Genomic DNA, 20,643 nt, shown 5'->3' with positions numbered 1-20,643 from the left:
CGGAAGGGATGAAAACAAACGGCCTGCATGATGCAGGCCGTTGTCCTATCTGTGGTGCTGCATCAGGGGTCGAGGCGGGCCAGCAACCAGCGACGGATGTCGGCGAGCTGGGGCCGGCAGATCTCGTGGCGCATGGGGTATTCGTGCCACTCGAGGCTGAGGCCTGCCGCCTCCAGCCGGTTCTTGGCGTCCCAGCCCATGGAGAGGCTCACCACGTCATCATAGATGCCGTGCATGTAGCAGATGGGCAGGGCGCGGGCGGCCTCGCTCATCTCCTCGACCAGTTGCTCGGGGGCCGCCAGATAGGTGGACATGCAGAGCAGGCCCGCCAGTGGCACCGGATGGCGCAGGGCGGTGAAGGAGGCGATGACGCCCCCCTGGGAGAAGCCGGCCAGCACTATGTTGCCCGGGGCGAAGCCCTCGGCTACCAGCCGATCCAGCAGGGCGGCGATACGATCGGCGGACTCGCGCACATGGGACTCCACGGCGCGATCCGCCGGATCCTCGAAGCTCTTGATGTCGTACCAGCCGCGCATCTTGTAGCCCATGTTGATGGTGATGGGCCGCTCGGGCGCATCGGGCAGCAGGTGGCGGACCGGCAGGGTGGCGGGCAGCGCCAGGGCATCCACCAGGGGCGCGAGCCCGGCGCCGGAATCCCCCAGCCCGTGCAGCCAGATCACCGCGTGACGGGCGCCCTGGGGATGCAGATCCATCATGGAGGGCTCAGCCATCATGGGAACCGGACGGGCTCGCCCGCCTGGGTGGTGCAGGCCCGGGTCAGCAGGGCCTTGAGCTCGTCGCCGAAGCGGTTGTCGATCCAGCTGTCACCGCGCAGCTCGAAGTGGAAGCCGTTCTCCCGGGTGGCGACCCAGATCTGGTGCAGGGGCTCCTGCTTGTTGATGATGACCTTGGTCTTGTTCTCGAAGCTCAAGGTCAGCACACCGCCGGCCCGCTCGCAGTCGATATCCGGATACCCCTCGTCGATAACGTCTTCCACATACTGGAAAAAGGCGTCGGTCAGGGCGTGATACTCGTGATCCTTCATCGGTTTATCCTGTTGCTTTTAACAATGTGAGTGCGATTATAGAGGGCCAAAAATTTTTTCGCAGCGAACCATTATGATTACCCAGTTCACCAAGTGCCTGTTTGCCGCGTCGCTGTCGTTCGGGTTGGCCGCCTGCGGCCTGACGGGGCCGCTCTACATGCCACCGGCCGAGCAACCCGTCTCCACTGAGCAAGCACCGGCACAGCCCAAGACAGAGAGTACACCGCAAGCCGCCTCGCCTGCGACCGCCAAACCGGCCTCCGAGGCCGCGCCGCAATAATCTAGGAAGGAACCGCCCCCTTGGATCACTTTAACTACGACGCCGACGGCCAGCTTCAGGCCGAGCAGCTTCCCCTGCAACAGCTCGCCGACCAGTACGGTACCCCGCTGTATGTCTACTCTCGCGCCACCCTGGAGCGCCACTGGCACGCCTTCGATCAGGCGGCGGGCGACATTCCCCATCTGATCTGCTACGCGGTCAAGGCGAACTCCAACCTGGCGCTGCTCAATCTGCTGGCACGCCTTGGTTCGGGCTTTGACATCGTCTCCGGCGGCGAGCTGTCCCGGGTGCTGGCGGCGGGCGGTGATCCGGCCAAGGTGGTCTTCTCCGGCGTCGCCAAGAGCGAAGCCGAGATGCGCCTCGCGCTGGAGAAAGAGATCCTCTGCTTCAACCTGGAGTCGGAAGCCGAGCTGGAGCGCCTGAACCGGGTCGCTGGCAGCATGGGCAAGAAGGCGCGGGTCTCGGTGCGGGTCAACCCGGACATAGACGCCGGCACCCACCCCTATATCTCCACCGGCCTCAAGCAGAACAAGTTCGGCATCCCCATCGAGCAGGCGCCCGCCATCTACCGCAAGGCGGCGGCCATGGCCCATATCGAGATCAAGGGGGTGGATTGCCATATCGGCTCCCAGCTCACCGAGCTCAATCCCTTTATGGAGGCGGCGGACAAGCTGCTGAAGCTGATCGACGATCTGGCGGTGGAAGGCATCCATATCCATCACCTGGACGTGGGCGGGGGTCTCGGGGTCAACTATGGCGCCGAGCAGCCGCCGCATCCGACCGAGTACGCCGAGGCGCTCAAGCAGAAGCTGGCGGGCCGGGATCTGACCCTGCTGTTCGAGCCGGGCCGTGCCATCGTCGCCAATGCCGGGGTGCTGCTGACCCGGGTCGAGTTCCTGAAGCCCGGCGAGACCCGCAACTTCGCGCTGATCGACGCCGGCATGAACGATCTGCTGCGTCCCTCCCTCTATGGCGCCTGGATGAACATCATAGAGGTGGACAGCCGCACGACCCACGAGAAGGCGCTGTACGACGTGGTCGGCCCGGTGTGCGAGACCGGCGACTTCCTCGGCAAGGAGCGTACCCTGGCGATTGCCGAGGGCTCATTGCTGGCGGTGCGTTCCGCCGGGGCCTACGGCTTCACCATGTCGTCCAACTACAACACCCGTCCCCGTGCGGCCGAGGTGCTGGTGGACGGTGACCAGGCCCATCTCATCCGTGAGCGGGAGCAACTGGCCGACCTCTGGCGTGGCGAGCATCTGCTGCCGTGATGGATGGATTTTCAGCGTTCCTCCATGTGAGAGCGTGATTAACGGTGAGACAGGAACGCGCGATGTTGATTGAATTTTCCAAGATGCACGGCCTCGGGAACGACTTCATGGTGGTGGACGGCGTCACCCAGAAGGTGTTCTTCAGCAACGACGTCATCAAGAAGCTGGCGGATCGCCACTTCGGCATCGGCTTCGATCAGCTGCTGCTGGTGGAGCCGCCCTATGATCCCGAGCTCGACTTCCATTACCGTATCTTCAATGCCGATGGCAGCGAGGTGGAGCAGTGCGGCAACGGTGCCCGCTGTTTTGCCCGCTTCGTGCGCCTCAAGGGGCTGGTCAACCGGGATCGCATCGCGGTCAGCACGGCCCGTGGCCGCATCACCCTGCAACTGGAGGGGGAGAACCAGGTCACGGTCAACATGGGGGTGCCCCAGTTCGAGCCGGGCAAGATCCCGTTTCGCGCCCAGAAGGCGGAGAAGACCTACCTGCTGCGGGCACAGGATCACACCGTGATGTGCGGCGCCGTCTCCATGGGCAATCCCCACTGCGTCATCGAGGTGCCCTCGGTGGCCGATGCCCCGGTGGAGACCCTGGGCCCCATCATGGAGCGCCACGAGCGTTTCCCCGAGCGGGTCAACGTCGGCTTCATGGAGATGGTCAGCGCCAGCGAGATCAAGCTGCGGGTGTTCGAGCGCGGGGTGGGGGAGACGCTCGCCTGTGGCACCGGCGCCTGCGCCGCCGTGGTGATCGGCATCAGCCAGGGCAAGCTCAGGGAGCGGGTCACCGTCACCCTGCCGGGGGGCAAGCTGACCATCGCCTGGAAGGGGCCGGGTCAGCCGGTCTACATGACAGGCCCGGCCGAGCATGTGTTCGACGGCCAGATAGAGTTGTAGGCATGGGGCGGAGATGACTCCGCTCTGCCAAGCGCTAATGTCGGGGCCCTGTGCCCCTTTTTCGGATGGATCAACCAAGTTATGAGCGAACTCAAACGGCAGGAATCACTGATGGACGAAGCCACAGTGCTGGAGTACCTGGCCCGTTACCCCGAGTTTTTCCAGCGCCACGGGGCCATGCTGGACAGGATCCGCATCCCCCATGAGCACAAGGGCACCATCTCCCTGGTGGAGCGCCAACTCGACAGGCAGCGCGAGCGCATCGAGCAGCTGGAGCAGGAGATCACCGAACTGATGGGGATCGCCAGCGAGAACGAGCGGATCTTCCGGGTCTATGCGGATCTCTATGGCGAGCTGTATGGCTGCCAGACCCTGTTCGAGCTGAGCGCCGTGATGGGCAAGGCCTTCGTGCAGCGGCTGCGGCTGACCGGCCTGCGCCTCTGGCTCAGCCCGAAGAAATTCCAGCTGAGCGGCCCGGAGCAGCGTTTCCTGGCGGACGGCAAGCAGCTCGATCAGTTGCTGGGCCAGCGACTGCCCGGGACGGATTACTACTTCGGGCGGCTCAACCAGAGCGAGAAGCAGGCGCTGTTTGGCAGCGACGTGCTGGTCAACTCCGTGGCCCTGATGCGGCTCGGGGATCTCGGCGTGCTGGCCTTCGCGAGCTCGGATCCCAGCCACTTCACCCCCCACAACGACACCCTGCTGCTGGGTCAGCTGGGGCGTCTGCTGCAACTGCGTCTACCCGAGCTGGTTCGTGGCTAAGGCACCCCTTCCCGCCACCGACCCCCTGCCTCCCGCCCTGGCGGGGGAACTCACCGCCTTTATCGAATACCTGAGGGTCGAGCGCCAGCTCAGCCCTCATACCCGCAGCAACTATCAGGCCCATCTGGAGGCCATGGCCGCCGAGCTGGTCAGGCTGGGGGTGGATGACTGGGCCCGGCTCGAGGCGAGCCAGGTGCGCAGTCTGGTGACCCGGATGCACAAGGCAGGCCTGGCCCCCCGAACCCTCGCCACCAAGGTCTCTGCCCTGCGCAGCTTCTGCGACTGGCAGGTGCGCCAGGGGCGGCTCCCTGCCAACCCGGCCCGCGGCATCGTCACCCCCAAGCAGGGGCGGCCGCTGCCCAAGAATCTCGATGTGGACGAGATGTACCAGCTGCTCAACATCACCGACGAGCAGGATCCGCTGGCGGTGCGGGATCGCGCCATCATGGAGCTGATGTATTCCTCCGGGCTGCGCCTCGCCGAGCTGGTGGGGCTCAACCTCGCGGACGTGAAGCTCGACGAGCGCCAGCTCAGGGTCACCGGCAAGGGGTCGCGGGAGCGGGTGCTGCCCATGGGCAGGATGGCGGTGGAGTGGCTGCACAAGTGGCTCAAGGTGCGGCCAGCGCTGGCGGGGGACGAGGGGGAGGCATTGTTCGTCTCGAAACGCCGGCAGCGGCTGTCGGCCCGCTCGGTACAGGAGCGGCTCGACGGTTGGGGCAACAAGCAGGCCCTCAATGCCCACGTCCATCCCCACAAGCTGCGCCACAGCTTCGCCACCCACATGCTGGAGTCCTCCGGGGATCTGCGGGCGGTGCAGGAGCTGCTGGGCCACGCCGATCTCTCCACCACCCAGATCTATACCCACCTCGACTTCCAGCATCTGGCCAAGGTGTATGACAGCGCCCACCCCAGGGCCAAGCGGGATCCCGACACCCCGGAAGATGAGTGAACTTGATTGATGGTGGCCCGCAATCAAGGGGGTCAGGGGAGTGACAGCGCTCCCCTCGCCAGAGCCAGGCGGGATCCTGCCACCCCGGAAGATGAGTGACAGCAAGGAGCCCGGGGGCTCCTGTTGATGACGCAGAGGAGAATGCATGCATTTTTACCGTCGCTGGCAGCCGGTGGCCGCCATCTCGTTCGACCTTGACGACACCCTCTATGACAACGGCCCCGCCATAGCGCGGGCCGAGCAGTGGATGCTGAGCCACCTGCGCAGCGAATACCTGGCCACCGCCATGCTGGACAAGCCGCGCTGGCTCGAGCTCAAGCGCAACCTGCTGCTGGCCCGGCCCGAGCTGCGCCAGGACGTCAGCCTGGCGCGCCAGCACGGCATCCGCGAGGCCATGATGCAGGGGGGCATGGCCGCCTCCCTGGCCGAGCAGGAGGCAGCGCGGGTGTTCGCCGCCTTTCTCGCCGAGCGCTCGAAGATAGAGGTGAGCGAGGCGACTCACGCCCTGCTGGCTCGCCTGGCGGCGCGCTACCCCCTGGCGGTGATCACCAACGGCAACCTGGATCTGGAGCAGGCGGGTCTGGCTGGCTACTTCACCCTGGTCTGCAAGGCGGGGGCCGGGGCCAGGATGAAGCCGGCGCCCGACATGTTCGTGCAGGTGCAAGAGGCCCTCGGGCTCGCCCCCGGCCAGATCCTCCACGTGGGGGATCATCCCGAGACGGATGTGCTTGGGGCCAGGTTGCACGGCTTTCGGGCCGCCTGGCTCAACGAGCGCCAGCTGCCCTGGCAGTCGCTGCGGTTGCTGCCGGATGTGGAGCTCGCCACCCTCGACGAGCTGGCCGGGCTGCTGCTCTGAGCCCTCTTGAGGGGCAGAGAAAAAGGTGCACAGGCGAGGCCATTTATTTATTCTTGGCGCGGACTGACAAGGGAGTGCTGGGCGTGAGTGGAATGAAGAGTGTCATCTGGTTGGCCATCCCCATGGTGCTGGCGGGTTGCGATCTGTTTCGCGACCACTACCGGATGGAGTTTCGGGATGGATCCTGGCGGGATATCGCCATTTCGCCTTTCTCGGATCAGGCCCGCTGGCGCGAGGGGTGCGCCACCGGCGAGATACTGGTGGACATGACCCTGCCCCTGAAGCGGGGCAAGGTGGTCGATGGCCGCGAACAGCTGCTGATCGGCGGCGAGCTGTTCGAGCTGGAAGAGGCCCGGCTCTATCGCGGCAACGGCATGGTGCTGGGGCAGGCCCCTGACCATGTCCAGCGAGGCCTCAAGGGGTTGGATGTCTGCCGTACCCTGCGCCCCGATCGCGGGGCCCTGCCCAAGCTGAAGGGCAAGGGGTTCGGCGACTAGCCCTCCCGCTGACGATACTGGCGGCAGGCGTCGCCGAAGGCGCGAAACAGCTTGATGGAGTGGGGGTTCTCTTTCGCCTTCCACTCCGGGTGCCACTGCACAGCCAGCAGGAAGGGGGAGAGGGTGGGGGCGTGGATCGCCTCGATCAAGCCATCCTCGGCATGGGCAAGCGGTGCCAGCCCCTCCCCAAGGCGCCTGATCCCCTGGCCATGCAGGGAGTTGACCGGGATCTGCACCTCCCCCATCAGGTCGGCAAACCAGCTGCCGGGCACCAGGCTCACCTGGTGGCTGTGGCCATACTGCTCCTCCACGGGATCGTCCGCATCCTCCCTGTGATCCGCATAGCCGGGCTCGCAATAGACCTTCTGATGAATGTCCCCGCCCAGGGCCACGTTGATCTCCTGCATGCCGCGGCAGATGCCGAGCAGGGGCAGTCCCCGATCGAGGGCGGCACGCACCAGTGCTATGTCGAACAGATCCCTGTCCCTGTCCTGTGCCTTCTCCGGGGTCAGGTTCTCCTGGCCGTAGAGGGCGGGATCTATGTTGGATCCCGCCCCGCTCAGGTAGACCCCATCGGCGAGATCCAGATACTGCTCCAGATCAGCGGTCCCGCAGCAGGTGGGGACCAGCAGGGGCACGCAGCCGCTGATCTCCACCAGGGGGGTGATGTATTTGTGGGTCATTACCTGGTAGGCGTGGCCGCTGCGGGCCTGGGCCCCCATGGTCATCAGCACGACGGGTTTGGAACGGGAACTGGGGTTGGGCATAGGTCACCTTGGCTATCCTTGGCGGTCTCATCCTGCGCCTTGGGAAGGCCCTTGCCGCGTCACTCTCGCAAGGGCATGCCTCAAGGCATGGTCATGGGATCAGGGTCGTGCCGCAGTGCCAGAATCGTCGGTCAGCCTGGGCGATGACAGCCTGGATCCCGATCCCAGTCTGCCAAGGCCGTTCAATATGTCAAACGAAATGATGCCAAAATGTTAATTTCGATAATGTCTGAGCCAGCTTGAGTCCCTTCATCAGCGGCTTTAGCCGCAGTTGGCGGGCGTTTAGGGGAAAGTCGTGGTGGATATATTAAACATTTGGTCCTGATGGCCGGATAGCAGAAGGGGCCCGCAGGCCCCTCGTCGATTCAGGCATTGAGGATGAACTGCTCTATCACCCTGGCCACGCCGTCCTCGTCGTTGCGGGCCGTGGTGTGCTGCGCCAGCGCCTTGATCTCGTCGGTGGCGTTGCCCATGGCGACCCCGAGTCCGGCATATTCGATCATGTGGCGGTCGTTGCCCGCGTCACCCACCGCGATCACCCGGGAGGCGTCCAGACCCAGGTGCTCCGCCAGGGCGGCCACGCCGGTTCCCTTGTTGCTTCGCTTGTTCATGAACTCGAGGAAGTAGGGGGAGCTGCGCACCACTGTGTAGCGCTCATAGAGCTCGGCGGGCAGCTGGGCGATGGCGCGGGAGAGCTGGGGCTCTGGGTCTATCATCATCACCTTCATGATCTGCTCGTCGGCGGGCAGGGTGGCGAAGTCCACCAGGTTGATCGGCATCTTGATCAGCCGTGACTCGTGCTCCGTGTAGGTGCTGACCCTGGGGCTGATGAGGCCCTGGCGGACGGAGAAGCCGTGGACGTTGACCCCCAGCTCGGAGGCCAGATGGGCGATGGCGCTGGCATCGCTGCCGGTCAGCAGCTGGCTGCGCAGTATGCGTTGATCCGCGACCTGTTGCACCAGGGCGCCGTTGTAGCAGATGACGTAGTCATCCTGGCCGGTGAGGCCGAGCTCGGCCAGATAGGGGGTCATGCCTTCCAGCGGGCGGCCGGAGGTCAGCACCACGGTGACGCCCTGGTCGCGGGCGGCCGCGATGGCGGCATGGGTGCGGGGGGTTATTTGACCTTGCGGGTTCAGCAGGGTGCCATCCATATCCAATGCGATCAGCTTGTACATCTTCTCACTACCTGAGTCTGGCCGGCCCGCCCTATGGGGCCAAGGGGAGGCCGAGTGTAGCGAAAATCGCCGCCGGGATCACGCCGCCATCGTCGCAGAGGAGCCATGGCGCCTCTCAGCGCTGGCCCTGATAGGGGGTCAGCTGCAGCTGATCTTCCCGGATGGCGAAGTGGATGGGGCCGTGCTCTATGTCGACCCTGTTGTGGTGATGGGCCATCTCCACCTCGACGCCGGGGAAGAGGCGCTGGGTGGCGATGATGTCCATGTTGGCCATCAGGGCCTGCAGCTCGCGCTGTGCCTCGGCAAGCTGCTCGTCGAGGGACTTGCTCTCGTCCAGCTGCCGGGTGCGCAGCGCCTTGATCTTCTGCAGGGTCTCGGGATTGCGCTTGTCGCCGGGCTGTTGCAGCAGCCGCAGGATGAGATCCTGCAGCTTGTCGAGCTGCTCCCGGCAGGCCTGCTTGCGTTGACGCAGGGCCTGCTCCCGCTCCTTGTGGCTGAAGTAGCCGCCGAGGATCTGCAGCCGGGTCCGGTTCGCCGCCGAGGTGCCGAGCACGGGGGCCATGATGAGGCGGTTGGCGATGTTGATGCCGCCGATGAGGTGGCCCTTGCGCATGGCGCTGTCCCCGACCCTGAGGTCCTGGCCGCTGCGGCAATAGCTGTGGCTGAGCTGGCTCTGGATATGAATGTCGCCATCGGCCTCCAGCCTGGCGTACTGGGCATAGCTGGCGTGGATCTCGCCCCCGGCGTTGAGGTGGCAGAGGTACTGGTCCCCCTCCAGCTTGCGCCCTATGATGCCGTTGCGCACCGTGATGGTGCCGCCGGATTCGATATAGCCCCCCTCGACGAAGCCCCCTATCACCACGTCGCCGCTGGTCTTGATCCGCATGCCGGGCATGACGTCCCCGGTGACCAGCAGGGAGCCCTCGAACATGACATGGCCGTGGCGGATGTCGACCTGCTTGACGCTCAGCACCTCGTCCACCCTCATGCCGGCCCGCTCCTGGCAAGGCAGCCCGGCGCGGGTCGCCAGCAGCAGATCCGGATCCTCGGGGGAGAAGCAGGTGCCTTCTCCCGCCGTCATGGCGCTCTCCTTGCCGTGGCGGGCGGGCAGGGTCTGGCCCGTCACTGTGAAGCCGTCTATGCCCTGGGTGGCGGGGTGGCGCCGCATCAGGGGGGCGCCCGCCTTGACGGTGAGCAGGGTGCCGAGATCGCGCATGTCCACCTTGCCGTGGTCCACCTCCTGAGGCCTCAGGATCCGCTCCGCCGCCGTCTCCACCAGCCGCTCCAGGCGGGTATCCAGGCCGTGTCTGGCGGCCTTGCCCAGGGCGATGACGGGGGTGAGGCGAGTGCCGGGAGCCGCCTCGCTGGCGGCCTTGATGGCGGCGGCGAGCAGCCGCTCGCTCACCCCCTGCTTGATCGGGCTCGCCGCCACCGCCTCCTGCAACTGCGCCAGGGTCAGGGGGCTGCCGCCCCAGTCGGCGGTGATCTGGGCGCTGGCGCTCATCTGATCCTTGTCCACCAGGACGAGGAGCCGGGCATCCTGACGCTGGGCTATGGGCACGGGAGGGTGGGAGGGGGCGTCCGGCTGGGTCAGCAGGGTGTTGAGCAGGGCGACGGCCTGCCGGATCCCCTCGTCGAGGGGTTGATAGCGTCGGCAGTTGGAGAGCCGCAGCAGGGCCAGGACATGCTGCTCCTGGACGGGCTCGGTGAGACCCGGGGTAATACGCAGACAGACATAGGTCATGTCTGCCGACAGCTGAAACCACGCTTTGCTTAACACCGGGATCCTCCTTCGTTGTCCCGATCCGGCTAGCCCCCCTGTGGCCGGGGGCGGGATCCTTGCCAAGAACCTATGCCGCCAGAGCGAGAGCGGCCAAGAACCGCAGTATTCTGGCATTTCGCCGTCCGGGTCAACGAGCCGAGTGCAAATGGGTGAGCCGGGTTGAGGAAATACTCTGTGACGGGGAGTTGGGCCGATGGCGCTGGCTCGACCGCTTGCTGAGTGTCAAATGAGGTGTGTTTGGCGGTATCTGCTGACTATTTCACCGACGGCGGCCCCCGATGGGTATCAAGTTCAGGGTGGCGATACGATTCACCTTGCCAGAGGCGGTTCAAGGGATTTTAATCTGCCGCCGCCCCGAGGCGTTGACGCGGGTCGCTGCCGACCCTACTGCCCTCTTGTCCAACCGAACGAGCCCCATGACCGCCCAAGGCCACCTGCTGTTTTCCGTCACCTGCGCCCTGCTTGCCCACAAGGTCGAGCTCACTCCGGCCCTGGCCGAAGGCAGCCTGTGGCACATAGTGCCCATGGCCCTGGCCAGCGCCCTGCTGCCGGATCTCGATCACCCCAAGTCCCTGCTCGGGCGGCAACTGCCCTGGATCTCGGGGCCCCTCTCCCGGCTGTTCGGCCATCGCGGCTTCACCCACAGCCTGCTGGCGGTCGGCCTGGGGATATGGGGGCTGGCGCAGTTTCAGGCCCCCGGCCTTCTGTCCGGGGTGATGAAGGATGCCCTCATCGTCGGCTACCTCAGCCACCTGCTCGGGGACTGGCTCACCCCCATGGGCATCCCCCTGCTCTGGCCCTGGCGCCGACGCTTTCGGCTGCCCGGCCTGCCCCTCAAGAGCGGCGGGGGCTACGAGAGGGCTTTCTGCCTGCTGACCCTGGCGCTCGCCGGGTACTGGGTGCATGGGAGCGCGGGCTTAGGCACCTTCTAGCCTGGCATCAGTCGATGCGGCTGGCGGTTCTGGTCAGGGTGAGGTAGTCGGCGAGCACCGGCAGCCCCTGCAGGTGGCGGCGCAGCATGTCGAGGGCGGCGAAGGCGAGGATCCGGCGGCCGCTCTCGGGATCCGGGTGACTTAGCTTCACCCGCTGACCGATTCGCTGCCCGTCTGCGCACAGCAGCAGCGGCACGCCGTCGGGGCCCGCACTGCCTATGGTCAGGCTGGGTTCCCGTCCGCTGCATGTCAGATGGTCGAGCTCGCAGGGGAGGCTGTGGCTGAAGCTGGCCTCCAGCCCCGGATGGGGGTGGCACATGGCCAGCAGGGCGCCTCGGCTCTCCCCTTCCTGCAGGCATAGCTGCCGCTCCCCCAGCAGGGCCAGGATCTGCTGCGCCGGCTCCTCGTTGCCCCGCCCCACCAGCCAGGGGGCTATCTCTCCGAGCAGGCGCACCTCGGCGGCCGCCATGTCGGCGGCGCTGGCGCCATGGCCGATGAGTTTCAGCTCGATGAGGGGCATGGAAGAGCGGTAGCCGAGCTCGATGCCCGCAGGCCAGGGCGCCCCATCCAGCTTGTCCGAGAGGGCGGACTCCGAGATGCCGAAGGTATAGAAGCGGCGCAGCTCGGTGTCCGTCTCTTCCCCCGCCAGCGTCTTGAGGCGCGGCAAGATCTGCTCGCGCACCATCTGCTTGAACTCGAACGGCACGCCCGGGGTGAAGAAGAGCCGGCTCTGGCCGTGGCTGGCCGGGTGGCTGACCACGAAGCCGCAGGCGGTGCCCACCGGGTTGTCGAGGATCTCGCAGTCCCGGGGCAGCCAGGCCTGCTTGCTGTTGCTCTGGGCCATGATGCGGCCCCGGCTGGCATAGCGCTCGGCCATGGTGGCGAGCCAGTCGGGGAACAGGGCGAGCGGCTGCTCAAAGGCTTCGGCCGCCGCCTGGGCGGTGAGATCATCCGCGGTGGGGCCGAGCCCCCCGCACACCAGCACCACCTCGGCGCGGTCGGCACTCTCCTGCAAGGCGGCCTTCAGATCCGCGAGGTTGTCCCCCACAGTCAGGCGACGGCGCACCTGCCAGCCTTGCTCCAGCAGCAGGGCGCTGAGCCAGGCGGCGTTGGTGTCCACCACCAGGCCGGTCACTATCTCGTCCCCCGTGCTGATGATCTCGATACGCATGCAGACTCCTTGGGTGGTGGACCCCGATCAGGGCTTGTTGTGCTCGAAGTAGTAGCTGATCCGGGTGCGGGGGTTGAGGTACTCGAACACCGCCGGCGGCAGTCGCTTGGGGTGGATCACCTTGGCAATGGAGAGCTCGGCCTGCTCGAGATCTATGATGGCCGCCTCCTGGCGCGGGATGCGGGGATCGTATACCAGCACCGCAGGGTAGAGCAGGCGGGAGGCGTTGACCGACATCACCAGCCCGACCTGGCCGTTGGAGAGCTGCACCACGCTGCCGGGCGGGTAGATGCCCATCAGGCGGATCAGCATGCCGAGGTGGTCGGTGTTGAACTGGGCCTTGCGCTGCTTGTAGAGGTTGCCGAGGGCCGAGTAGGGCACCTTGGCCTGCAGGTGGCAGAGGTTGTCGTACTCGTTGATGAGGGAGACGATCTGGGTCAGGGGGTCGAGCTGATCCCCCCTGAGCCCCTGTGGTCCGCTGCCATCCAGGTATTCGTGGTGGTACTGCACTATGCGCTTCGCCGGCTCGGGGAAGTCACTGGCCAGGCTCAGCAGCTCCAGGCCGTAGCGCGGGTGCTGGGCCATCAGATTCTGCTCCGGCTTGGTCAGTGGGCTTGTCTTGCGCAGGATCTGGCTCGGGATCTTCAGCTTGCCGATATCGTGGAACAGGGCCCCCATGCCGACCTGGCGAATAGCCTCCGCCGGCAGCTTGCACTCCCTGGCCAGCAGCATGCTGAGCACGCTGACGTTGAGGGAGTGGAACTGGAGGCTGTTGCCATCCGCGCTGTCGGAGACCAGGTGCAGCACCATCTCGTCCACCGACAGCAGCTGCTCCGTCATGGCGTTGATCAGCTCCTGGGCCTCATTGATGGCGTTGAGGGGGCGGGACTGGATCTTGCCCATCAGGTTGCGCACCTGGGCCAGGGACTGCTGGAAATGCTTCTCGCACTGCTGCAGATCCCGGCGATAGCGCTGCAACTGCTCGATGCGCCTGGTCTTCTCCTGCTGCATCTCCTGCTGGCGCCCGACCAGATCGTCAGCGCCATCCGGTGCGGGCTGCACTTGATCGAGGGGCTTGGGGGGGGCGTCGCTCTTGTCGGGGATGATGGTCACCAGCTTGAGACCGAGCCGGCGGATCAGCTCTATCTCCTCTTCACTCTTGAGTTTGAAGCTGGAAAACAGGAAGGGGTGCTCACGCCATCCCAGTGGCAGGGAGACGTAATTGCCGACTTGCAGCCGATCGACCGAGATCTTGATTCCTGTCATGGGGTTGGGCACGAGAGACACACAGAGCCGTATGCTAGTCAAAGGCAGGGGTGAATACAAAAGGTATCTGATGACAGGATGAGTGCTTTATTATAGGCTTCTAGATGTCCAGACATATTTACCGATGCAGTACAGGGAGTCAGCATGCCGATCAAGATCCCGGACCAGTTGCCCGCCGCCGAAGTGTTGGGGCAGGAGAACATCTTCGTGATGACGGAATCCCGGGCCGTCACCCAGAACATCCGTCCGCTGCGGGTGCTCATCCTCAACCTGATGCCCAAGAAGATAGAGACCGAGATCCAGCTGATGCGGATGCTCTCCAACTCGCCCTTGCAGGTGGACGTGGATCTGCTGCGCATCGACGATCGGGAGTCGAAGAACACGCCCCAGGCGCACCTGGAGAACTTCTATCACGACTTCGAGCAGGTGCGTGGCAACAACTACGACGGCATGATCATCACGGGGGCGCCGCTCGGGCTGGTGGAGTTCGAGGAGGTGGTCTACTGGCCGCGTATCGTCGAGATCATCGAGTGGTCCCATCAGCATGTGACCTCCACCCTGTTCCTCTGCTGGGCGGTGCAGGCGGCGCTGAAAGCCCTGTATGGCATGGAGAAGCAGACCCACGGCGAGAAGCTGTCAGGGGTCTATCGCCACCACCGCCTCGACGAGCACGAGCCGCTGCTGCGTGGCTTCGATGACGAGTTCGTCGCGCCCCACTCCCGCTATGCGGCCTTCGACGGGGATCTTATCCGCGCCCAGACCGATCTGCAGATCTTCGCCGAGTCCGAGGAGGCTGGCGTCTATCTGGCGGCGACCAAGGATTGCCGCCAGGTGTTTGTCACCGGCCATCCCGAATACGATGCCCTGACCCTGGACGGCGAATATCGGCGGGATCTGGCGGCGGGTCTCACCCCCGTCATCCCGGTCAACTACTACCCGGGCGACAATCCCGATCAGACCCCGCGTGCCAGCTGGCGCAGCCACGGCCACCTGCTGTTTTCCAACTGGCTCAACTACTACGTCTATCAGCTCACCAGCTATCGGCTGGAGGACATCGGCAAGGTGTTCACTTACGAGCAGCCCAAGGGCCAGGTGTAGGGCCGGCGCACCCGCTATGGCTGAAAGAGATCGGCAAGGTGTTCAATTGTCCGCAGCTCAAGGGCCAGGGCACCCTTCAGTCGGCCCCGGCCAGCCGTCGCCCCCGGGTGTCGAGCCAGTGACGGTGGCAGGGCAGGGTGAAGGCGCCGGGCCGCCTGGCCCGGATGGCGGCCATGGCCTCCGGCTGGGGCTGGCCAAGGGCCATCAGCAGCAGGGCCGCCACCAGCCCGGTGCGACCGCTCCCTCCGTGACAGTGAATGGCCAGGTGCCTGCCCTCGCGCAGCAGGGCGATCAGTTGCGGCAGCACGGGGAGCCAGGCTTGCTCGAAGGCTTCATCGGGGGCCTCATCGTCCGCTATGGGCAGGTGGAACCAGGCCATGCCCCTGGCCTTGACCAGTGAGCCGAGGGAGCCTGCGCCGCGTGCGGCCAGCTCATCCTTCGTCATCAGCGTGAGCACACCGCCGGCACCGGCCAGCTGCAACTGGGCCAGGGCGAGCGGCATGGCAACCTGCTGGTTGCCTGGGCAGGGGGTGAGCAACAGCTGACCGTCGAGGCGCGGAACCTCCAGGCTCCAGAAGGGGTGGGCACTGAGCATGAGGATCCTTGTCGGTGCTAATCGGGTGTCAAACGAACTTGTTGGCCCCTTGATTGAGTGCGGCACAGCATAGAGGGCGCGGGTGCGATGTCAATCTGCGTTGTGTTCGGCCCGGTTTACGGGCAGAGTCTAAAAAAATAGAGCGATGGAAGGAGTAGAGATGAGAAACCTGGATCAACTGGACTTGGACATCCTGGCCCATCTGTTTCGCGATGCGGGCATGACCAACAAGGATTTGGCGGCCCTGGTCGGGGTGGCTCCCTCCACCTGCCTGGAGCGGGTGCGCAAGCTGCAACAGGACGGGGTGCTGAAGGGCGCTCACTGCGAGGTGGATTATCAGGCCCTGGGCGGCCATATCCAGGCCATGGTCTCCCTGCAGCTGGCGCGCCACAGCCGGCAAATCATAGATGCGTTTCGCGATGCCATCCTGGCGTTGCCCGAGGTGATCAGCCTGTTTCACATGGGTGGCAAGGATGATTTCCTGGTGCACCTCTGCGTCGCCGACACCGAGCACCTGCGCAACTTCGTGTTCGATCACTTCACCTCCCGGGAAGAGGTAGTACACCTCGAGACCTCCCTGGTGTTCGAGCACAGATTCAGCCGTTCCCTGCCCTGTTTCACCCACCCCTGAGCGCCAGGGCGTCCAGCCCTGAAATAGATCTGCATGATGTCAGCTGGCCTTGAGCCCTTGATACAGAAACGAGAAAAGCCAATGAGTTGCCTCATTGGCTTTTTGCCGTGGGTGATGATCAGGGTCTGGTCGGCTGGATCTCCTTGGGCTCCAGCGTGATGACCGCATTGCCGGCGGCGCCGGGATACTGGTGGTAGCTCTGGTCCTGCTCCAGGGTGTAGAAGGTATCCAGGTAGTCGTCGTTGTTGGTCATCCAGGAGTCGGGCAGTGCCTTGACGATGCGACCGCCGAGATCGAGGAAGGGTAGAGCCTCGGGCACGCCACCCGCGGTGAAGCCGAGCTTGAGCGCTTCGATCAGCAGGGCGCTCAGCTCCTTGTAGTTGACGTTGTCATCCTGCTCCATCATGACGAGGTCGACCGCGCCCCAGCGATAGCGATCCCAGTACACCAGGATCTGGTTCGGGCTGTAGTCTGTGTTGTCATGGTCGAGGTAGGGCATGTCGACTATGTCCACCACGGGTTCGTCCCGGCTCGGATTGACCCCGGCCACGACGGCATAGACCTCGGCGGCGCCGAGCAGCCAGGGCTCCTGATCATCGCTGAGCCTGATCTTCTTGAGGATGCTGGTCTTGAGGGGGACCGTGTTGTCGGCGGCGCGGGGGGCCGCCTGGATGTCGGCGGCAGCCAGCGCCTTTCGCATCACCTTCAGGCCGGCATTCTTGGCCTTGACGGGGTCGGCCTCTACTACCAGCACGGGTCGCGCTGGTGGCTGGTTCACGTCGAGGTAGACCGGATTGCCAGCGCCATCGAACGCTTCGATGGCGCTCCAGCTCTTCTCATCGCCGCTCGGCACGTAGGCAATCAGTGGCTCTGTTCCCTGTTTGAGCGCATTGGCCTGCTCGGGGTTGGCCAGTCGCAACTGCATCAGCTGTTTGACTTCCCCCTCCAGCCCTTGGCGGTTGATGGCGGCCTGGTTGGCATCGCTGGCCTGCCGTTTGAGGCGTGGGCTCGCCTTTTGCAGCAGGTTGGGCAGCGGACTCTGGTACTCCTGATTGGCGAGCAGGGGCAGCAGATTCTTCTGCTGCAGTGCGAGCTGGCGTGCCAGCTCCCTGTCCGTGTCGGCGGCATGGGCACTGGTGGCGCCCAGCAGGGTCAGCAATAAAATGACAGCCTGATTCCTCATTCTTCTTCTCCAGTATTGAGTCTGACAGAGGCGCGCATCGGGAATAATCTGCGCCTCTTCTTCACTAGACTGGAGTTGGGTTCGGCTGTGAAGCATCCTTGCCGAATTATGTGTTGTGTCTCACTGGGGTCTCCCCAGATGGTCAGGTCAGGCGCGGAGCCGGTTGACTTGATGCAGCGCCACACCGACCAGCAATCCCCAGCAGGCTGAACCGACCCCGAGCAGGCTGATCCCCGAGGCCGTGATGAGGAAGGTGAGCAGCGCGGCTTCCCGCTCTTCATCCTGCTGCAGCGCGCCGTGCAGGCTGCTGCCTATGGTACCGAGCAGTGCCAGTCCGGCCACGCAGGTCACCAGGGCGGTGGGGAAGGCGCTGAACAAGGCGACCACAGTCGCCCCGAAGCAACCGGTCAGCAGGTAGAAGCAACCCGCCCATACGGCGGCGGGCCAGCGGCGAGCGGCGTCGGGATCCACCTCCTTGCCCATGCAGATGGCGGCCGTGATGGCGGCCAGGTTGAAGGCGTAACCACCGAACGGGGCCAGCAGCAGACCGGTCAGGCCGGTCCAGCCGATCAGGGAAGAGGTGGCAGGTTGATAGCCATGGGCACGGAGGATCGCGATGCCGGGCATGTTTTGCGACGTCATGGTGACGAGGAACAGCGGCAGCGCTATCCCCAGCACGGCGTTGATGGAAAAGGCTGGCGATATCCACACCGGGCTGGAGAGCTGCCAGTGGACTTCAGCCAGTTGCAGCTCGCCCCTCAGGATGCAGAGCAGCATGCCGGTGGCCAGGACCAGCACCATGGTATAGCGGGGCCAGAGGTGGCGGCCGAGCAGGAAAGCCAGCAGCAAGGCGCCAAGCAACAGGGGATCCTGGGGGGCCACCTTGAACAGATCCAGCCCGAATCTGAGCAGCACCCCGGCCAGCATGGCGGCGGCCAGAGGAGCCGGGATGTGGCGCATCAGCCTGTCGAACCAGCCGCTGATGCCGCACAGGGTGATCAGCAAGGAGGAGATGATGAAGGCGCCTATGGCCTCCGCCAGGCTGAAATTGCCCAGGCTGGTGATGAGCAGGGCGGCCCCCGGCGTTGACCAGGCGGTCAGCACGGGGGTGCGGTAATAGAGGGAGAGGCCGATGCAGCTCACGCCCATGCCGATACCCAGCGTCCATAGCCAGGAAGATACCTGGGCTGCATCGGCGCCGGCGGCGGTAGCCGCCTGAATGATCAGTACGACCGAACTGGTATAGCCAACCAGGACGGCGATTAGGCCTGCGACCAGATGAGGGAGAGCAAAGGGCATGGCGACATCCTTGTGTATGCTGATAGCTTGTGCGTTATTACGTACAATGTGGCTTTGACTATAGCGGCGTGCGCTATAGCGCACAAGGCGAAGATGCAGCATTCGGGAGAGGACGTATGCAGGAGATGAATCGGCATCTGGCTCAGCGATTGAAAGGGCTGCGCGCCGAACTGGGGTGGAGTCTGGATGTGGCTGCCCGCGAGACCGGGGTGAGCAAGGCCATGCTGGGGCAGATAGAGCGGGGGGAATCCAGCCCGACGGTGGCGACCCTGTGGAAGATCGCCACCGGGTTTCGGGTCTCCTTCTCCAGCTTTATCGAGCCGACCCCGGCGGTGGCGGGGGAGACACTCTATCGCATCGCCGATGACATTCGCCAGCAACCGGCGGGCGAAGGCATGCAGGTGGCGCCCCTGTTTCCCTATGAAGGCCGGTTCGGTTTCGAGCTGTTCGAGTTGACCCTGCTACCCGGCTATCAGCGGGAATCTGAACCCCATGAGCCCGGGGTGACCGAGCATGTGATCGTCATCAGCGGTGTGATGGAGGTGCTGGTCGATGGGCAGTGGCGCTCGCTGGATCAGGGAGAAGCCGTACGCTTCTCCGCCGATCGTCCCCATGGTTACCGCAATCTGGGAATAGCCCCGGCCGTTTTCCACAATCTGATCCACTACCCTGCCACTCGCCTCTGATGGTTAACCCGGACGACCGTCCGCTCTGGGGCGGGTCAGGATGGGGGTATAGACCCAGACAAACAGACCATAGGCCGCTATCCAGCTCCAGCCGCTCAGGTTCCATCCCGTCAGTGTCAAGGTAGGCCAATGCAGAGGGAGCAAGACCCGCATGAAGGCAGAGAGGATCACCAGCGCGAATGCCAGGGTGATCCTACGCCCGACGTGCAGGGCTCTGCCGCTGTGACCGAGTGACACCCTGGCAATCATCCCGAGGATCATGGTCCCCATGCAGCCAGCACTGAGCAGGTGACTGGCGAGGGACAAGCTGAGAGGCAGTCCCGCAGCCTGGGCCGCGAGGGCGAGCAGGCCAAGGGGAATAAACAGGTAAGCCAGGTGCAGCGACCATAGCAGGGGCTGTGCCAGGGTGGTGCCGGGTCGCCAGCGCAGTTGCCTGCCCAGATGCAAGCCGGCCGCCACTATATATAGAGGCACCATATATAGAGAGTTGATCCATGAGCCAGGCAGCAGCCAGAGCAGCAGGATCAGCCAGAGAGAGGCCAGTGCCCCGCGCTCCAGCCAAGGGCTGGGCGGCGCCTTCTCCTGACCCGTACCCCTGGCGGTAAAGAAGGGAATCACACGTCCGCCCATCACTGCGATCAGGGTGGTGAACAGCAATACCGTCGTGATGAGCAGATGCTCCACTGTGCTCCAGTCATCTCGCCATAACCAGCTGGCGCCATTGAGCAGAGTCAATATGAGGAGCAGGGGGACAAAGAAGAGGTTGCGCCATTGGCGCGTCATGATGACGGGCTTGGCGAGGAACCAGGCACAGAGCGGCAACCAGGCCAGGTCCAGTACCATCAGAATGAGATTATCTTCTCCAAGCCAGGGTAGCAGGCTCCTTGGCAGCACCCACAATCCCACGATCAGCGCCAATGGCCAGCTGCGAACGCCGGGATGAGCCGTCCAGTTCTGGACGGCGGTCAGTAGAAACCCCGCAACTATGGCGGCGCCAAAGCCGAACAACATCTCATGAGCGTGCCACCAGATGGGATTGCCAATACCGGGCAGGCTGAACCAGCCATTGAGCTGTCCCAGCCAACCCAGCATGGCCAGGCAAGAAAACAGGGCTCCGAGCAGGAAGAAGGGGCGAAACCCCAGGCGGAACAGGGGAACTATCTGCTCCTCCTTATGGCTATCGAGGATCTGGTGCATGACAGCGACCTTAATTGAACATTTGAAAAGCCAATTATAAAGTGGCTTTTAAAATGTTCAATTTAAATCCAGGGAATGCTGATTTGGGTGGGGTGGTGAGCAAAAAAGGAACGTCTTGCTGCAGAACTGAGCGAACGAGCGATGAAGGTGAAAAAGCCCTTGTCATCCCGGCGCGGCTCCCTATAATGCGCCCCTACCAGCACGGCGGAACACGCCGAACTGATGAGCCAGCTTCCTTGCGAAGTGGGCGCCGAAAGAAAAGCGAAAACAATCGCTTGACTTTCGAAGTGAGGGGCGTAAGATGCGT

Annotated in this window: 23 protein-coding genes; 11 read left to right on the top strand and 12 right to left on the bottom strand. The window is 64.4% G+C overall.

Going from position 1 to position 20,643, the window contains the following annotated elements:
• Positions 1-62: 62 nt before the first annotated feature.
• Both AAHB08_RS10815 and cyaY read right to left on the bottom strand, forming a co-directional pair.
• Positions 63-716: an alpha/beta hydrolase gene (locus AAHB08_RS10815; RefSeq protein WP_342058925.1), complete on the bottom strand. Its 654-nt coding sequence runs from the start codon at positions 714-716 to the stop codon at positions 63-65.
• A 14-nt stretch (positions 717-730) separates the two neighbouring features.
• On the bottom strand, positions 731-1,045 hold the full coding sequence (gene cyaY, locus AAHB08_RS10810) for an iron donor protein CyaY (RefSeq protein ID WP_005330957.1): 315 nt from the start codon (positions 1,043-1,045) through the stop codon (positions 731-733).
• 73 nt (positions 1,046-1,118) lie between these two features.
• Between cyaY and lptM the strand changes: the two genes are divergently transcribed.
• From lptM to AAHB08_RS10775, 7 genes are all read left to right on the top strand, one after another.
• Complete coding sequence (gene lptM, locus AAHB08_RS10805) at positions 1,119-1,325, top strand: LPS translocon maturation chaperone LptM (RefSeq protein ID WP_265437424.1); 207 nt, start codon at positions 1,119-1,121, stop codon at positions 1,323-1,325.
• 20 nt (positions 1,326-1,345) lie between these two features.
• A complete protein-coding gene (gene lysA, locus AAHB08_RS10800; protein WP_342058924.1) occupies positions 1,346-2,596 on the top strand; it encodes a diaminopimelate decarboxylase in 1,251 nt (416 codons plus the stop codon).
• 62 nt (positions 2,597-2,658) lie between these two features.
• The gene (gene dapF, locus AAHB08_RS10795; protein WP_025325502.1) at positions 2,659-3,489 is read left to right on the top strand and encodes a diaminopimelate epimerase; all 831 of its coding nucleotides are present in this window, start codon (positions 2,659-2,661) and stop codon (positions 3,487-3,489) included.
• Positions 3,490-3,570: 81 nt separating this feature from the next.
• Positions 3,571-4,251, top strand: a complete 681-nt coding sequence (locus AAHB08_RS10790) for a DUF484 family protein (RefSeq protein WP_202047721.1) — start codon at positions 3,571-3,573, stop codon at positions 4,249-4,251.
• Positions 4,244-5,200 (top strand): tyrosine recombinase XerC, encoded by a 957-nt coding sequence (gene xerC / locus AAHB08_RS10785; RefSeq protein ID WP_342058923.1) that lies wholly within the window; start codon positions 4,244-4,246, stop codon positions 5,198-5,200. Before AAHB08_RS10790 ends, xerC begins: the two co-directional genes overlap by 8 nt.
• Before the next feature lie 145 nt (positions 5,201-5,345).
• A complete protein-coding gene (locus AAHB08_RS10780) occupies positions 5,346-6,056 on the top strand; it encodes an HAD-IA family hydrolase (RefSeq protein ID WP_342058922.1) in 711 nt (236 codons plus the stop codon).
• Between the two features lie 92 nt (positions 6,057-6,148).
• Positions 6,149-6,553 (top strand): hypothetical protein, encoded by a 405-nt coding sequence (locus tag AAHB08_RS10775; protein ID WP_025325506.1) that lies wholly within the window; start codon positions 6,149-6,151, stop codon positions 6,551-6,553.
• On the opposite strand, the gene AAHB08_RS10770 is transcribed toward AAHB08_RS10775, so the two are convergent.
• From AAHB08_RS10770 to AAHB08_RS10760, 3 genes are all read right to left on the bottom strand, one after another.
• Positions 6,550-7,320: a gamma-glutamyl-gamma-aminobutyrate hydrolase family protein gene (locus AAHB08_RS10770; RefSeq protein ID WP_342058921.1), complete on the bottom strand. Its 771-nt coding sequence runs from the start codon at positions 7,318-7,320 to the stop codon at positions 6,550-6,552. The genes AAHB08_RS10775 and AAHB08_RS10770 overlap by 4 nt on opposite strands.
• Before the next feature lie 365 nt (positions 7,321-7,685).
• Positions 7,686-8,495 (bottom strand): sugar-phosphatase, encoded by an 810-nt coding sequence (gene yidA / locus AAHB08_RS10765; protein WP_202047718.1) that lies wholly within the window; start codon positions 8,493-8,495, stop codon positions 7,686-7,688.
• 115 nt (positions 8,496-8,610) lie between these two features.
• A complete protein-coding gene (locus AAHB08_RS10760) occupies positions 8,611-10,275 on the bottom strand; it encodes a DUF342 domain-containing protein (RefSeq protein WP_342058920.1) in 1,665 nt (554 codons plus the stop codon).
• 419 nt (positions 10,276-10,694) lie between these two features.
• On the opposite strand from AAHB08_RS10760, the gene AAHB08_RS10755 reads away from it, so the two are divergent.
• Positions 10,695-11,210, top strand: coding sequence for a metal-dependent hydrolase (locus AAHB08_RS10755; protein WP_342058919.1), 516 nt, complete (start codon positions 10,695-10,697; stop codon positions 11,208-11,210).
• Between the two features lie 7 nt (positions 11,211-11,217).
• Here AAHB08_RS10755 and AAHB08_RS10750 read toward each other — a convergent pair whose 3' ends face one another.
• Together AAHB08_RS10750 and AAHB08_RS10745 are read right to left on the bottom strand one after the other, a co-directional pair.
• On the bottom strand, positions 11,218-12,381 hold the full coding sequence (locus AAHB08_RS10750) for a molybdopterin-binding protein (protein ID WP_342058918.1): 1,164 nt from the start codon (positions 12,379-12,381) through the stop codon (positions 11,218-11,220).
• Between the two features lie 27 nt (positions 12,382-12,408).
• Positions 12,409-13,647 carry an HD-GYP domain-containing protein gene (locus AAHB08_RS10745; protein WP_202047715.1) on the bottom strand — a complete coding sequence of 413 codons (1,239 nt, stop codon included), beginning with the start codon at positions 13,645-13,647 and terminating at the stop codon, positions 12,409-12,411.
• Between the two features lie 144 nt (positions 13,648-13,791).
• Between AAHB08_RS10745 and metA the strand changes: the two genes are divergently transcribed.
• Positions 13,792-14,745, top strand: coding sequence for a homoserine O-acetyltransferase MetA (gene metA / locus AAHB08_RS10740; RefSeq protein ID WP_202047714.1), 954 nt, complete (start codon positions 13,792-13,794; stop codon positions 14,743-14,745).
• A 76-nt stretch (positions 14,746-14,821) separates the two neighbouring features.
• On the opposite strand, the gene AAHB08_RS10735 is transcribed toward metA, so the two are convergent.
• A complete protein-coding gene (locus AAHB08_RS10735) occupies positions 14,822-15,340 on the bottom strand; it encodes a phosphatase domain-containing protein (RefSeq protein WP_342058917.1) in 519 nt (172 codons plus the stop codon).
• Between the two features lie 160 nt (positions 15,341-15,500).
• Here AAHB08_RS10735 and AAHB08_RS10730 point away from each other — a divergent pair, with 160 nt between their 5' ends.
• Positions 15,501-15,971 (top strand): Lrp/AsnC family transcriptional regulator, encoded by a 471-nt coding sequence (locus tag AAHB08_RS10730; protein ID WP_025325515.1) that lies wholly within the window; start codon positions 15,501-15,503, stop codon positions 15,969-15,971.
• A 118-nt stretch (positions 15,972-16,089) separates the two neighbouring features.
• On the opposite strand, the gene AAHB08_RS10725 is transcribed toward AAHB08_RS10730, so the two are convergent.
• Positions 16,090-17,154 carry a DUF3103 family protein gene (locus AAHB08_RS10725; RefSeq protein WP_342058916.1) on the bottom strand — a complete coding sequence of 355 codons (1,065 nt, stop codon included), beginning with the start codon at positions 17,152-17,154 and terminating at the stop codon, positions 16,090-16,092.
• Between the two features lie 147 nt (positions 17,155-17,301).
• The gene (locus AAHB08_RS10720) at positions 17,302-18,453 is read right to left on the bottom strand and encodes a benzoate/H(+) symporter BenE family transporter (protein ID WP_342058915.1); all 1,152 of its coding nucleotides are present in this window, start codon (positions 18,451-18,453) and stop codon (positions 17,302-17,304) included.
• Positions 18,454-18,569: 116 nt separating this feature from the next.
• Here AAHB08_RS10720 and AAHB08_RS10715 point away from each other — a divergent pair, with 116 nt between their 5' ends.
• On the top strand, positions 18,570-19,139 hold the full coding sequence (locus AAHB08_RS10715; protein WP_342058914.1) for a helix-turn-helix domain-containing protein: 570 nt from the start codon (positions 18,570-18,572) through the stop codon (positions 19,137-19,139).
• 3 nt (positions 19,140-19,142) lie between these two features.
• Here the strand turns inward: AAHB08_RS10715 and AAHB08_RS10710 are convergent, their stop codons facing one another.
• Both AAHB08_RS10710 and AAHB08_RS10705 read right to left on the bottom strand, forming a co-directional pair.
• Positions 19,143-20,336: an NnrS family protein gene (locus AAHB08_RS10710; protein WP_342058913.1), complete on the bottom strand. Its 1,194-nt coding sequence runs from the start codon at positions 20,334-20,336 to the stop codon at positions 19,143-19,145.
• 62 nt (positions 20,337-20,398) lie between these two features.
• Positions 20,399-20,643, bottom strand: a 245-nt coding sequence (locus tag AAHB08_RS10705) for a hypothetical protein (protein ID WP_342058912.1), incomplete at its 5' end; no start/stop codon positions are given.

The organism is Aeromonas sp. OTU364, from assembly GCF_038440395.1.
GTDB lineage: Bacteria > Pseudomonadota > Gammaproteobacteria > Enterobacterales > Aeromonadaceae > Aeromonas.
Note: the sequence above shows the minus strand (reverse complement) of the source record. Positions and strands in the feature narration are given on the sequence as shown.

Bases quoted from the DNA above. Each gene is read 5' to 3' on its own strand.
- AAHB08_RS10815 (WP_342058925.1), bottom strand. From the start codon at position 716: ATGATGGATCTGCATCCCCAGGGCGCCCGTCACGCGGTGATCTGGCTG.
- cyaY (WP_005330957.1), bottom strand. From the start codon at position 1,045: ATGAAGGATCACGAGTATCACGCCCTGACCGACGCCTTTTTCCAGTAT.
- lptM (WP_265437424.1), top strand. From the start codon at position 1,119: ATGATTACCCAGTTCACCAAGTGCCTGTTTGCCGCGTCGCTGTCGTTC.
- dapF (WP_025325502.1), top strand. From the start codon at position 2,659: ATGTTGATTGAATTTTCCAAGATGCACGGCCTCGGGAACGACTTCATG.
- AAHB08_RS10790 (WP_202047721.1), top strand. From the start codon at position 3,571: ATGAGCGAACTCAAACGGCAGGAATCACTGATGGACGAAGCCACAGTG.
- AAHB08_RS10780 (WP_342058922.1), top strand. From the start codon at position 5,346: ATGCATTTTTACCGTCGCTGGCAGCCGGTGGCCGCCATCTCGTTCGAC.
- AAHB08_RS10775 (WP_025325506.1), top strand. From the start codon at position 6,149: ATGAAGAGTGTCATCTGGTTGGCCATCCCCATGGTGCTGGCGGGTTGC.
- AAHB08_RS10770 (WP_342058921.1), bottom strand. From the start codon at position 7,320: ATGCCCAACCCCAGTTCCCGTTCCAAACCCGTCGTGCTGATGACCATG.
- yidA (WP_202047718.1), bottom strand. From the start codon at position 8,495: ATGTACAAGCTGATCGCATTGGATATGGATGGCACCCTGCTGAACCCG.
- AAHB08_RS10755 (WP_342058919.1), top strand. From the start codon at position 10,695: ATGACCGCCCAAGGCCACCTGCTGTTTTCCGTCACCTGCGCCCTGCTT.
- AAHB08_RS10750 (WP_342058918.1), bottom strand. From the start codon at position 12,381: ATGCGTATCGAGATCATCAGCACGGGGGACGAGATAGTGACCGGCCTG.
- AAHB08_RS10745 (WP_202047715.1), bottom strand. From the start codon at position 13,647: ATGACAGGAATCAAGATCTCGGTCGATCGGCTGCAAGTCGGCAATTAC.
- metA (WP_202047714.1), top strand. From the start codon at position 13,792: ATGCCGATCAAGATCCCGGACCAGTTGCCCGCCGCCGAAGTGTTGGGG.
- AAHB08_RS10735 (WP_342058917.1), bottom strand. From the start codon at position 15,340: ATGCTCAGTGCCCACCCCTTCTGGAGCCTGGAGGTTCCGCGCCTCGAC.
- AAHB08_RS10730 (WP_025325515.1), top strand. From the start codon at position 15,501: ATGAGAAACCTGGATCAACTGGACTTGGACATCCTGGCCCATCTGTTT.
- AAHB08_RS10725 (WP_342058916.1), bottom strand. From the start codon at position 17,154: ATGAGGAATCAGGCTGTCATTTTATTGCTGACCCTGCTGGGCGCCACC.
- AAHB08_RS10720 (WP_342058915.1), bottom strand. From the start codon at position 18,453: ATGCCCTTTGCTCTCCCTCATCTGGTCGCAGGCCTAATCGCCGTCCTG.
- AAHB08_RS10715 (WP_342058914.1), top strand. From the start codon at position 18,570: ATGCAGGAGATGAATCGGCATCTGGCTCAGCGATTGAAAGGGCTGCGC.
- AAHB08_RS10710 (WP_342058913.1), bottom strand. From the start codon at position 20,336: ATGCACCAGATCCTCGATAGCCATAAGGAGGAGCAGATAGTTCCCCTG.